The organism is Polaromonas eurypsychrophila, from assembly GCF_014641715.1.
Lineage (GTDB): Bacteria > Pseudomonadota > Gammaproteobacteria > Burkholderiales > Burkholderiaceae_C > Polaromonas > Polaromonas eurypsychrophila.
The window spans coordinates 19,186-31,506 of record NZ_BMIG01000018.1; the positions used below are offsets into that span (position 1 = coordinate 19,186).

Below are 12,321 nucleotides of genomic sequence, written 5' to 3' on the forward strand. Positions count from 1 at the left end.
CCCGCCATGTCCACCGTGCCGAAATTCCCGGTGGACGAGCGCGAAGTCGAGTTCAGTGCCATCCGCGCCCAGGGTGCAGGCGGGCAGAACGTCAACAAGGTCTCCAGCGCCATTCACCTGCGCTTTGACATCATGGCCTCGTCGCTGCCCGAGCACATTCGGGAACAGTTGCTTTGCCTGAGCGACAGCCGCATCACGCAGGAAGGTGTGTTTGTGCTCAAGGCGCAGCAGCACCGCACGCAGGAGATGAACCGTGCAGACGCGCTGGCGCGGCTGCAGGAAGTGGTCGATGCTGTGTCGGTGCCGCAGAAGGCGCGGCGTGCGACCAAGCCGACGTACGGATCGAAGCAACGGCGCCTGGCCGGCAAGAGCCAGCGGTCGGAGATCAAGAGTTCACGCGGCAAGGTCAATGAATGAGGGCGTTTCACCAAAAATTATGATTATTTCAGCCTCCAGCCCATACCGGATGGGCGTGAGCAGCTATTAAAATAATAGCAAATTTATGAGCCGGAGCTTTGCAATGCTTGACCTTCCCCTGTCTTTTCTTCACCGGCCCGCTGCTCCCTCCGCCCAACCGTGGCTGCTGGTGTTGATGCACGGTGTCGGCAGCAACGAGCAGGACCTGTTCGGTCTGGCGCCTTATGTGCCCAAAAACTTTCACGTGATCAGCCTGCGCGCACCGTATGCCATGGGGCCATCGGCCTGGGGCTGGTTCGCCTTTACCGTTGATGCGCAGGGCGAACGCACGATCAACGAAGCGCAGGAAGCCGCCAGCCGGCAGCTTGTTGCGCAAACCCTGGCCGCGGCGGCGCAGCAACTCGGTATTCCACCGGCGCGTGTGGTGGTCGGCGGCTTCAGCCAGGGCGGCATCATGGCTCTCTCGCTGCTGCTGTCGCAACCCGCGTTGCTGCAAGCGGCGATGGTGCTGCACAGCCGCCTGCTGACCCAGGTGGTGCCACTGGTTGCAGCGCACGAAGCGCTGAAAGGAAAACAACTCTGGCTAAGCCACGGCACGCACGACGAGGTGATTCCGCTGGCCAGCGCGCATGCGATTCGGGAGTTGGTGGAGACGCTGCCGATTGAGTTGAGTTACTCGGAGTACCCGAGTGCGCATGAGTTGATTCAGCAGGAGTTGGTTGATGCGATGGGGTGGCTACAAGAGTTGACTGAATAGGCTGTCATCCCGGACTTGATCCGGATCTATGTCGAGGGAACCCCTATTGGTCCGCGTGGCATGGATTGCGGGTCAAGCCCGCAATGACAAGGAAAGCTGATCTTGCCCCCGAAAAACGTACTCCATAGCTGATGGTCCAATTCAGCAATTGGAGAATGAGAAATGAGCAAGAGAAAAGACGGACAGGCCCGGGGCAAGTGCACCCTGGAATTCAAGCTGGAGGCGATGCGCCTGGTCGAGGGTGTGCAAGCCGTGCCTGTGACGGCCAGGATCCTGGGTGTGCCGGTGCAGACGCTGGGCAACTGGGTGAGGCTCAGCGACTCCTTGAGTGCTGCATTTGGCCTGACCCGTGCTGGGGCTGGCGTCATGCCTTTGCGTTGAACTGTCGATCGTGATTCCAGCCTTGAATGTAACAAACCACTTCCGGCGCCAAGGAAAAATGACTGTCGTTCAGACCGCCATCAAGCGGGCCACAAAAGCTGCACCGGTTTCACGCGTGCCCAGTTGACCGCCGACATCACGGGTGGCTTCATGAGCGGCAATCGCTTCAGCTGTGGCCGCTTCAATGGCCGCACTGGCTTCAATGAAAGCTGGCTTACCGGCACGCAGACCGTGCCAGCGCAGCAACTGTCCGGCCGACAAGATCAGCGAGAACGGATTGGCAATATTTTGACCCGCGATATCAGGAGCAGAACCGTGCGCGGCCTGTCCCATGGCGTGATTGACACCGGCATTGAGCGAGGCGCCCAAGCCGAGGCTGCCGGAGAGTTCTGCAGTCAAGTCGGACAAGATGTCGCCAAACATATTGGTCGTGACGATGACGTCAAAACGCTGCGGCGCACGCACCACGTGGGCCATCATGGCGTCGACGATGAAGTCATCCACAGCCACTTCCGGAAACTCCTTGCCGACGCGCAAGCACTCTTCGATGAACATGCCGTCACCAATCTTCAGCACATTGGCCTTGTGCACGATGGTGAGCTTTTTACGCCGGGTCATGGCTAGCTCGAATGCTGTGCGGGCGATGCGCTCACAGCAAACGCGGGTGATTCGTCGCAGCGACACCACCACGTCTGGCGTGATCAGCATCTCGCTACCGCCGGACTCGATGTTGCGGTCGGCGTAAAAACCTTCTGTGTTTTCACGCACAACGACAAGGTCAAACTCGCCCAGCCGCGCAGGCATGCCTTTGAAGGTCCGTGCCGGCCGGATGTTGGCATACAGATCCAGCGTCTTGCGGAAAAATTTCGACGGATTGATCTCACCCTTGGCTTCGTCCTTGAAGTCGTAGGTGGCCATGGGGCCGAGCATCAGGCCATCAGCTGCGCGCACCTTCTCCAGCAGGGCCGGGGTGACGGTAGCGCCATGAAGCTTCAAACTGTCGTGGCCTGCAATGTCGTGTTTCAACTCAAGCTGGAGATGATACTTTTGGGATACGGCTTCAAGAACATTAACCGTGACGGCCATGGTTTCAGGGCCAATACCGTCGCCGGGCAGAACAACAATCTTCATGGGGGCAATTCAAAAATGGATGTCATAGGAATATGAGATGACTAGCATATTTAGCCAATCTTCAATTGGGTTTGAGGCCGGCAGTCTTCGCAACCTCACGCCAAAGCACGGTCTCAGCAACCAGGGCTTTACGGAAATCGGCGGGTGAGCCGCTGACGGCATCTGCCCCTTCGTGGCTGAGACGGCTGCGCATCGGATCGCGTGCTGCCGCTTCGTTGATTGCAACGTTGAGTTTGTCGATGATGGACTGCGGCGTTTTGGCTGGTGCGAGCACACCCCACCAAGTTGAAATTTCAAAACCCTTGATGCCGGCTTCGGCCATGGTCGGCGCGCTCGGAAAGAGCGGTGAACGCTTGGCGCCCGTCACGGCCAACAACTCGACGCGGTTGTCGAGCACGTAAGGCAGGATGGTTGGCACTGTGGCAAAAAACAACTGGATGCGGCCCGCTAGCAAGTCAACGGTAGCCGGGCCACTGCCTTTGTAGGGCACGTGCGTCATAGCCAGTTGCGTTTTTTGCCGAAACAACTCCCCCGACAGATGGTTGATGCTGCCGTTACCGGACGAGCAATAGTTGGTGCCGTCTGGCCGGGCTGCCATGGCTGTTCGCAGCTGCGCGATGGTTTTGACGCCCATCTCTTTGCTGGCAACCACCAGCAGCGGGCCGCGACCAATCATGGCAATGGGCGAAAAATCTTTCTCGATGTTGTAACTCGGTGTGGCTTCGGCCGCAGCATTGGTGACGAAGGTCGAGGTCGCAAACAGCAAGGTGTAGCCGTCGGCTGGCGCCTTGGCCACGGCGTTTGCGCCAATGCTGCCGCCGGCACCGCCTTTGTTTTCGATGATCACCACTTGGCCGAGCTTTTCCCCGAGCGCCTTGCCCACATCTCGGGCAATGCTGTCGGTGCCGCCACCGGGGGCGAACGGCACGATCAAGGTAATCGGTTTGAGCGGGTAATTTTGAGACGGTGTTTGAGCCTGCACGGGCAAAGCTGACAAGGCCGTTAGCGCCGTGAAGGTTGTTGCCGCAAAGCTGAGGTAGCGGTGCATCTCAATGACCCGTAGCGGGTGACACGGCAGCACCCTCGATACGGTGGCGAGCCAGAGACTCGGCCACAAAGCCACTGGCTTTCATCTCTTCAACGAAGGCTGCGACGTACGCTTGAGCGGCTACGCCGCGCGCCTTGGGCACGCCCATCGCTTGCTCGATGACCATGAAGCGCCCCGGCAACAAGCGCAAGCCCGGCAGGCGTTTGATGTCCGACTCCAGCTGCTGCTTGACGCCTGCGGCAACGTCATCGCCATTCGCCAAAAAGGTGTCCACAACGGACGGCGATGTCATGGCACGGACGATCTGCGCAGCTTTCAAGGCTAGCGTCAGGTACAGGTCATAGGCACTGCCTTTGCCGACGGTGACGCGGTGCGCGGCAGTGTCGACTTCTTCGTTGCGCTGCAAGGGCGAGGCCTCGCGCACCAGGTAACTGCCTTCTATCAAGACATACGCGGCGGTGAACAAAATGCCCTGCCCGCGCACGGGGTCGATGGCGAAAAACCCGATATCGGCCTGATCGGCGGTGACGATCTCGACTGACTTCCCGGCTGAATCGGAAACCACCAATTCAGACTCGACACCGAGCCGGCGCGCCAACTCCCGCGCCAAGTCAATGGACACGCCCACAGGCAAGCCGGCAGCGTCACGATTGGCGAGAATGGGGTTGCCCAAATTGATGGACGCACGCAAGCGTCCGGTGGGTGTCAAAGCGCTCTTCACGGCTGCACTGAATGTCATAAGTCGTCGTTTCTGTAGTTGGCGCCAAAACCTGCGTCACAGCACAGGTTTATTGTCGTCATAGTATGGATGGATTCGGAAAACCAAGCAGCGATAGCCGCCTTGCGCTCACCAATGTAATCGGGTTGTCCGTCGGCACTTAGCCGCATGCTCAGGTCATGGCCGGGTATAAGCACAGTGCCGGGCACGGCGCGCCAGTGCGCCCAGATCATCGCCAGGGTGTCGCGACTTTGCTGAGCGTCTGAGGTGGCGTCAACTTCGCCGGACAACAACTCAGCCCGGTTCTTCGCCGAGTCGCCTGTGAAGATAACTGGAGGGGTATTGGCGGTCAGCACAAAAATCAGATGTCCCGGTGTGTGGCCCGGCGCCGCCACGGCTTTGAGACCTGGCAACGGTTCATCGTCCGGCAACATGCGACGCACGCGCTCACGCGTCAGCAGTTCACGCACATACAACTCAGGCAAGGGGTTGAAACCCGGAGGCTGACTCGCGGCCCAGGTGAGTTCCTCGTCACCAATCCAGACGGTGGCGTTCGGGAACAAAGTGAAGTTGACGGCGTGGTCGTAATGCGCGTGGGTGAGGATCACGTCGGTCACGTCTTCAGGCTTGACGCCTTGGGCTTGCAGTTGCTGCGACAGCTCGCGGCGAACGCCAAAAGCGCCGACATCCAGCAGCGCCACACGCCCTTGCCCACGGAGAAGCGACACGGTGCTCCAACCGAGACCACCATGACAGACGGCACGCCCCGGAAAACCTTGAATCAGCAAATCGAGTTGGTACATGAACAGATGTGCATGGGTTGGCAGCAGAACTTACTGCGGCTTGATGTTGGCATCTTTGATCAGCTTGCCGTAGAGCGCTAGGTCGCGTTGAATGTGCCCGGCGAATTCTGCCGGGCTGTTGCCCACCAGATGGTTGCCTCCTTCGACTTCAAGGCGTTGTATCACTTCGGGTGACTTGATGGCCTTGACCGCTTCTTGGTGCAGCCGGGCGATGATGGCCGGGTCTGTCTTGGCTGGGGCGAGCAGACCGACAAACTGGGTGATGTCAAAGCCCTTGTAACCCAGCTCCTGCATGGTCGGCACTTGTGGCAATGATTTGGCGCGTGTCGGACCTGAGACGGCGAACGGCCGCAGTTGCTTGCCCTCTATTTGTGGCGTCGACGTGATGATCGTGTCATAAGTGAACGCGAGGTGACCGCCGAGCAGGTCTGCCAATGCAGGTGCGCTGCCCTTGTAGGGAACGTGGATCAGCTGGGTGCCGCTCATCAGCGACAGCAACTCGCCCGCCAGATGGCCACCACCACCTATGCCGGTAGAGCCGTAACTGAGCTTACCGGGTTGGGCCTTGGCCTGAGCGACCAGCGCGGAGATGCTGGCGATGGGGGAGTTGACTGGAACCACCAACACGTACTGAAAAGTCAAGATCTGACTGATGGGCAGCAGGTCCTTGATCGGGTCGTAAGGAATTTTGGTGTAGAGCACAGGGTTGATCACCAGCGGGCCGCTGGCCACGGCCAGCAGGGTGTATCCATCGGCAGGTGCCTTGGCAACGATGTCGGTGCCAATGCCGCCGTTGGCACCGCCTTTGTTGTCCACAAGGATAGGCACACCCATGTTTTCCGACATCTTCTTGGCGACCACCCGGGCCGTAATGTCCGCATTGCCGCCGGCTGGGTAGGGAACCACCAAGCGGATCGGCTTGTTCGGATAACCTTGGGCCTGGGCCAGCGTGGCGAGTGCCATGGCGGCAACCAGCATGAGCGCACGCTGTTTAAGTTGGGATGAAATCATGAGGATCTCCATTTTTATAGTCAACTATCAGAAAGGGGGATTGACGCAGAGCGCCGTCACACAGGCGCGTTGGCTGCATGTTTGTGCAGCAAAGCCATCACGTCAGCAAGCATGTGAATGCCGTTCTCGCGTTGGTCTTTCATTTTGGCCAGCTCGATCTCGCCAGGCACCAGCACCGGCTTGCCGTCCTCGGCGGCTGGGCTGCCGTGAAGGATTGCCGCGAAGTCGTTCATGCGCTCTGTGAGCCAAGTGGTCGAGCCTAACAAGCGGGTGTTGATGAGGATGAAAAAGTGACCCAGATTCTGCGGCTCGTCAGGGGCGTCAACCCACGACTTGACGTGCGTCAGGTAGGCCGCGTTCGACAGCAAGCCGGCAAACAGATCGACCAGCAGCGCCAAGCCGTAACCCTTGTGGCCGCCAATCGGCAACAAGAAGCCGTCGAGTGCTTGCGCCGGGTCGCTGGTCGGCAAACCTTGTTTGTCAGTCGCCCAGGTGGCTGGAATGCTCTCGCCACGCTTGAACGCATTGCGAATTTTGGCTCGGGCCACCACGCTCATGGCCATGTCTAGCAAGAAAGGTGCACCGCCGGGGTTCGGCACGCCAAAGCCTAAGGGACTATTGCCCAGACGCGCATCGGTACCGCCCCAAGGCGCAATGGTGGTGGTCGCATTGCTGCCGATGATAGACGCAAAGCCTGCCTCGGCCGCCATCAGCGAATAGGGTGAGATTGGTCCAAAGTGATTGCTGCCGCGCGCAAAAGCAATGCCAATGCCGCATTCACCGGCGACTTGCATCGCCGCTTCCAGTGCTCGCAGTCCGACCAAGGGGCCCACGCCGTTGTCGCCATCGACCCGCACCATGGCCGGCGCCAAGCGCTCAACCTTTACCCGGGCATCTGGGTTGATGCCTTTGATCAGCAAGCGTTCACCGTAAGACTCAACCCGGCTCAGGCCGTGGGTGGACAGGCCAAACAAGTCGGCCATGATCAAAATGCGGCAAACGTCCTGGGCGTCCGCCAGCGACAAACCAAGCCCCTGAAAGGCTTTGACGCCAAGTTGGGTGAGTTCAGATTCAGGCACCCGAAGCGGGTCATTGACACGAGTGTTCAAAGCAGGTCTTTCATCAAAACGCCGATTATCAAAAAGTAGGTGCAGCGTGTAAAGTGCAAATATTCCATCTATTGTTGTTAAAAACGCATGAATTTTGATTTGGCCGACCTTCGGGCCTTCCTTTCTGTGGCCGATATGGGCAGCTTCAAGGCCGCCTCAGCTGCCATTCATTTGTCGCAATCGGCGCTGTCACGACGCATCGACAAACTCGAAACGGCCCTCGGCGTGCTACTTTTTGAGCGCACCACGCGCAAAGTCGAACTGACCACGGTCGGGCGCAGTTTCGTACCCAAAGCGCGCAGCGTCCTCAACGAACTTGACAGCGCACTGCTAGGCATCAGTGACGTCGCCGAACGCATCTCTGGCGAAGTGACCATCGCCTGCGTACCCTCGGCCGTGGCCTATTTTTTACCGGACGTGATGCGCACCTATCACCGCCAATATCCCGGCATCCGCATCCGTGTGATCGACGAATCGTCTTTTGACATTCTGCTCAATGTGGTGCGCGGCGAAGCCGATTTTGGGCTCACCTACATCGGCGCACAAGAAGCCGACATTGAGTTCGAGCCGGTGCTGCAAGACCCCTTCGTGGTAGCCTGTACCAAAGACCATCCGCTGGCCAAAAAAAGAAAAATCCGCTGGGATGAATTGGGCCAGCACAACTACATCACGCTCGCGCAAGGCAGCGGCAACCGGCTACTGATTGATCTGGCGCTGGCCCAAAGCAAGTCGCATCCGCGCTGGTTTTGCGAGGTTCACCACGTACCCGCCATGGTCAGCCTGATCGAGGCCGGACTCGGTGTCGGCGTTGTCCCACGCCTGGCGATGCCGCGACAAGAACACCCGACCCTGGTCAGCATTCCGCTGTACGAGCCGGATGTGGCCCGCACGCTGGGCCTGATCAAGCGCAGAGGTCGTGAATTAACAGCCGCTGCGCGTCACTTTTATGACCTGCTGATTCAAGCCATGAAGTAATTTTATCTGCCGGCGGGACCGAGGCTTTGCGCCAGCACCCACTCACGAAAACGAACGATCTTGTCGTCGTTAGAAATCTCAAGCGGGCTGACCAAGTGGTAGCCGCCCTTTCGTCGCAGCGTATACGGATAGGGCGTCACCAACCTCCCCTGAGCCAGATCGTCTTCAACATATTTCACCTGAACCAGCGCCAAACCCAGCCCTTCGAGCAGGCATTGATACAGGATCGTGACATCCTCAAAGTACATGTCGTTCTCAGCTGGCTTGCGCGTTGCACCGACCGCCTGCAACCAGTCCTCCCACTGAATTTTCCGGCGCGAGTGCAGCATCGGCAAGGTGAGCATTTTCTCGAGCGAGCAGGGCAATGACATTCGGGCAACAAGCCTGGGTGAAACAACCGGAATCAAGGCGTCTTCAAAGAGCAAGTCACTCCGGTTGCCATCCCACGGTCCATCGCCATAAACAATGCCCATATCGACTTTGTCGCGCCCAAAATCCACGGCTTCAACGTGCGTCGTCAGCCGGATCTTGATGTCGCGATTTTTTTCCTGAAAATCGGAAATTCTCGGAATCAACCAGCGCACGAAGAAGGTGCCGTAACCGCGCAAATTCAGGATTTGGTGGGAGCCCGATGTCAGCAGGTCTTGCGTAGCGTGCAAGATTCGGGTGAACACAGGCCCCAACTCACCGGCGTAAACAGCACCACCTAGACTGAGCGAAACGCGCTGCCCATTGCGCTCGAACAGTGCGAAACCCAGCCACGCTTCCAGCGTCTTGATTTGATGGCTGACCGCGCTTTGCGTGATGTTCAACTCGTCGGCGGCTTTGGTAAAACTCAAATGGCGCGCCGCACATTCGAAAGCGCGCAACGAATTCAGTGGTGGCAAGGGGCTGGCCATGCAGCATCTTTCAAAGAATGGAGAAAAGATAAAGCCATCATTAGTTTTTCTCATGTTATCTTGAAAAAAACTCTCTGTGACTTCGTTGCTTCCTACGTAAGATTCGCGTAACCCGCAGAAGCACCGGCAGACTGAAGGACGAAACCTCTCGCTGCACGTGTGTCCACCCGCCGCTTTATCCGCTGCCTTTAACAAGAGTCACCTCATGCCCAACTACGCCACCGATTTCAAGTGTGTTCGCGACGACGTCAGTCCTGAAGAATGGGCCGCGCGGGTCGAACTCGCAGCCTGCTACCGACTGGTCGACAAGTTCGGCATGACCGACCTGATCTACAACCACATCACGGCCAGCATCCCTGGCAGCAACCACTTACTGATCAATTTGTACGGGCTTCTTTACAAAGAAATCACGGCATCGAGCCTAGCCAAAATCGACTTGGCGGGCAACATCTTGTCCAAGCCAGACACCGACTACGGCATCAACAAGTCGGGCTACGTGATTCACGGCGCCATCCATGAGGCGCGCTCGGATGTGCGATGCGTGATTCACACCCACAGCCGTGCCGGCATGGCAGTCGCCAGCATGGCGTGTGGGCTGCTGCCCATGACGCAAACATCCATCCGCTTTCACAACCACTTGGGCTATCACGACTTTGAAGGCCCGGCCATCAACCTCGAAGAGCGCGTGCGACTGGTGAAAGATCTCGGGCTTCACACCGCCATGATTTTACGCAACCACGGTTTGCTGACCTGCGGCCCCAGTGTGCAACAAGCGTTCAACACGATTTACCAGCTAGAAATGTCCTGCCGCGCACAAGTCGATGCAATGGCTGGCGGCACCGAACTGAATCTTCCTTCTGAGGAAGTTTTGCAGCACACTGCCCACCTCTATCAACCAGGAACGCGCCGCCCGTATGGCGAGCTTGAGTGGCCGGCCATGATCCGCTTGCTGCGGGCCGAGGCCGGTGCGTCAGGTTTTCCGCCTTTCGATGTTTGATATCTGACGCTTGATGCCGTTCGATCTATAACCTGACACCTGTAATCCATGAGAAAAATAATCAACGAGACAAACCGTAAAGCCTGGACAGGCGTCGCTGTCGTCGCACTGGGATTACTGGCCAGTAGCTGGACCCTGGCACAAAGCAGCGCTGAGGCTTATCCCAACAGGCCAGTCAAGATCATGGTCGGCTACGGCCCAGGCGGTACCGGCGACTTGACGGTGCGTTTGGTGGCACAAAAGTTGGTGGAGAAAACTGGCCAAGCCTTTGTCGTCGATAACCGGCCCAGCGCCGGCGGCATCGTCGCCTCACAAGTGGCACAACAGGCGAAGCCAGACGGTTACACACTGAACTTCATCGCGGCAGGCAACTTCGCCATGACGCCGTCGCTCTTCAAGTCGCTGCCCTTTGACCCGATCAAGGACTTTGAAATGGTCTCACTGATCGGCACCTTCGGCTTTGCCTTGGCGGTCGACAGTCAGTCAAGCATCACCGACACACGCGGGCTGATCGCCGACGCCAAAGTCAACCCGGGCAAGCTGTTCATCGGCACCATCGCGGTGGGCAGCGCACAGTATTTAGCGGCGGAAGTCTTTCGCTCCATGGCCGGCATTGAAGCGACCATCGTGCCCTACAAAACCTCGGACGACGTCGTTCGCGCACTTCGCACAGGTGACGTGCAAGCGATCTTTGAAACCCTCGCACCCGTCATTCCGCATGCCAAAGCCGGCACGATGCGGGTCCTGGGTGTGACCGAGGCCCAGCGCTTTCCGAGCCTGCCGAATGTGCCGACGATTGCTGAAAGCGGCCTACCCAACTACGAGATTTCCGGCTGGAACGGCATTGCCGTACCGGCACGCACGCCGCGCGACGTGATCGTCAAGCTCAATGCAGAAATTAATGCCGCCGTCGTGCAACCCGATATCCGCCAAAAGTTTCTAGCGCTCGGCGTAATAGCGCGCGGCAATACCCCAGAGCAAATGACAGCGCTCCTGAAAAAGGACATCGCATGGTGGCGCGATGTGATGGAAAAAGCCAAGATCGCCAAGCAATGAGCTCAGCAACCACGACACCTTCTGCTGCCTTAGCGCGACCCAAAATCTACATCCTCGACGCCTTCCATGAGGCCGGCATTGCGCTGGCGCGACAACACGCCGATGTGGTCTGCTGGCCAGACCCGGCCATCAAGAACTGGCCGGAAGATGCCGATGGCGTCATGGTCCGCATGACGCCGATCACCGCCGAACAGCTCGCCCGCGCCCAACACGTCAAGGTGATCTGCAAGCAAGGCGTCGGCTACGAAACCATCGCCATCGAAGCCGCCAGAGCGCACGGCATTCCGGTGTGCCGAACACCCGGCGTGAACAGCGAAGCCGTGGCCGAAATGGCGTTTGCATTGACACTTAGCGTCGCACGCCGCGTGGCGCGCTTTGACCGCATGCTACGCGCGGGTGCAGAGATCGTCAGGCCGCAGCATCTGGGCATCGAGCTGCAAGGCAAAACCGTCGGCATCGTCGGCATGGGCAACATCGGAAAATCCGTCGCTCGCAAATGGCTGGGCGCCTTTGACGCCAAGCTACTAACCTACGCCCCACGCAGCCCAGCAGACCACTGGTGTGATCTGCCCCACACCCGCGTGGCCTCGCTGCACGAGATGCTGCCGCAGGTTGACGTGCTGACCTTGCACTTGCCGCTGACGGCCGAGAGTCATCACATGATCGGTCGCCGCGAGCTGACGCTGATGAGGAAAAACGCCATCCTGATCAACGTCTCGCGCGGCGGGATCATTGACGAGAAAGCGCTGTTTGAGTCGATGTCCAACGGCCATCTGTTTGGAGCAGGTCTGGATGTTTTTGAGATCGAACCACCGCCGGCTGAATGTCCACTTTTGCAATTAGAAAATGTGGTGGCGACGCCGCACGCGGCGGGTGGCACGCACGAAACCCAAACGAGAAGCGCCTTGCAAGTCGCGCAACAAGTCATAGACGTGCTGCAAGGAAAGCCACCTGCCAACTGCGTTAACTGATCTGCCCACAAGGCCTGAACACCCGGCTTAAAACACCAGCACCGATAT

The 12,321-nt window shown here is 58.5% G+C and carries 14 protein-coding genes; 7 read left to right on the forward strand and 7 right to left on the reverse strand.

The genetic code is table 11. The features are described 5' to 3' along the window. Positions 1-6: 6 nt before the first annotated feature. From arfB to IEX16_RS18170, 3 genes are all read left to right on the forward strand, one after another. Positions 7-417 (forward strand): alternative ribosome rescue aminoacyl-tRNA hydrolase ArfB, encoded by a 411-nt coding sequence (gene arfB, locus IEX16_RS18160; RefSeq protein ID WP_188709899.1) that lies wholly within the window; start codon positions 7-9, stop codon positions 415-417. A gap of 103 nt (positions 418-520) precedes the next feature. Then, entirely contained in the window at positions 521-1,174 is a 654-nt protein-coding gene (locus tag IEX16_RS18165; RefSeq protein WP_188709900.1) for an alpha/beta hydrolase, read from the forward strand. Between the two features lie 162 nt (positions 1,175-1,336). Next, entirely contained in the window at positions 1,337-1,555 is a 219-nt protein-coding gene (locus IEX16_RS18170) for a hypothetical protein (RefSeq protein ID WP_188709901.1), read from the forward strand. Positions 1,556-1,624: 69 nt separating this feature from the next. On the opposite strand, the gene IEX16_RS18175 is transcribed toward IEX16_RS18170, so the two are convergent. The 6 genes from IEX16_RS18175 to IEX16_RS18200 all read right to left on the reverse strand — a co-directional run bounded on the left by IEX16_RS18175 (position 1,625) and on the right by IEX16_RS18200 (position 7,375). Next, positions 1,625-2,686, reverse strand: a complete 1,062-nt coding sequence (locus IEX16_RS18175) for an isocitrate/isopropylmalate dehydrogenase family protein (protein ID WP_188709902.1) — start codon at positions 2,684-2,686, stop codon at positions 1,625-1,627. Positions 2,687-2,747: 61 nt separating this feature from the next. Next, positions 2,748-3,734 (reverse strand): tripartite tricarboxylate transporter substrate binding protein, encoded by a 987-nt coding sequence (locus IEX16_RS18180; RefSeq protein ID WP_188709903.1) that lies wholly within the window; start codon positions 3,732-3,734, stop codon positions 2,748-2,750. A gap of 1 nt (position 3,735) precedes the next feature. Then, complete coding sequence (locus IEX16_RS18185) at positions 3,736-4,473, reverse strand: ABC transporter substrate-binding protein (protein ID WP_188709904.1); 738 nt, start codon at positions 4,471-4,473, stop codon at positions 3,736-3,738. Further along, the gene (locus IEX16_RS18190) at positions 4,470-5,255 is read right to left on the reverse strand and encodes an MBL fold metallo-hydrolase (RefSeq protein WP_188709905.1); all 786 of its coding nucleotides are present in this window, start codon (positions 5,253-5,255) and stop codon (positions 4,470-4,472) included. The genes IEX16_RS18185 and IEX16_RS18190 overlap by 4 nt, the downstream gene beginning before the upstream one ends. Positions 5,256-5,285: 30 nt before the next feature. After that, positions 5,286-6,266, reverse strand: coding sequence for a Bug family tripartite tricarboxylate transporter substrate binding protein (locus IEX16_RS18195; protein WP_229676421.1), 981 nt, complete (start codon positions 6,264-6,266; stop codon positions 5,286-5,288). 56 nt (positions 6,267-6,322) lie between these two features. Continuing rightward, positions 6,323-7,375 (reverse strand): Ldh family oxidoreductase, encoded by a 1,053-nt coding sequence (locus IEX16_RS18200; RefSeq protein ID WP_188709907.1) that lies wholly within the window; start codon positions 7,373-7,375, stop codon positions 6,323-6,325. Positions 7,376-7,462: 87 nt separating this feature from the next. Between IEX16_RS18200 and IEX16_RS18205 the strand changes: the two genes are divergently transcribed. Further along, on the forward strand, positions 7,463-8,350 hold the full coding sequence (locus IEX16_RS18205) for a LysR family transcriptional regulator (RefSeq protein ID WP_188709908.1): 888 nt from the start codon (positions 7,463-7,465) through the stop codon (positions 8,348-8,350). Between the two features lie 2 nt (positions 8,351-8,352). Here the strand turns inward: IEX16_RS18205 and gcvA are convergent, their stop codons facing one another. Further along, positions 8,353-9,303, reverse strand: a complete 951-nt coding sequence (gcvA, locus tag IEX16_RS18210) for a transcriptional regulator GcvA (protein WP_188709909.1) — start codon at positions 9,301-9,303, stop codon at positions 8,353-8,355. A 151-nt stretch (positions 9,304-9,454) separates the two neighbouring features. Between gcvA and IEX16_RS18215 the strand changes: the two genes are divergently transcribed. The 3 genes from IEX16_RS18215 to IEX16_RS18225 are packed head-to-tail and all read left to right on the forward strand — an operon-like array spanning position 9,455 to position 12,273. Next, a complete protein-coding gene (locus IEX16_RS18215) occupies positions 9,455-10,246 on the forward strand; it encodes a class II aldolase/adducin family protein (RefSeq protein ID WP_188709910.1) in 792 nt (263 codons plus the stop codon). A 48-nt stretch (positions 10,247-10,294) separates the two neighbouring features. Then, positions 10,295-11,302, forward strand: a complete 1,008-nt coding sequence (locus IEX16_RS18220) for a Bug family tripartite tricarboxylate transporter substrate binding protein (RefSeq protein ID WP_188709911.1) — start codon at positions 10,295-10,297, stop codon at positions 11,300-11,302. Next, on the forward strand, positions 11,299-12,273 hold the full coding sequence (locus IEX16_RS18225) for an NAD(P)-dependent oxidoreductase (RefSeq protein WP_188709912.1): 975 nt from the start codon (positions 11,299-11,301) through the stop codon (positions 12,271-12,273). Before IEX16_RS18220 ends, IEX16_RS18225 begins: the two co-directional genes overlap by 4 nt. Positions 12,274-12,321: the final 48 nt, after the last annotated feature.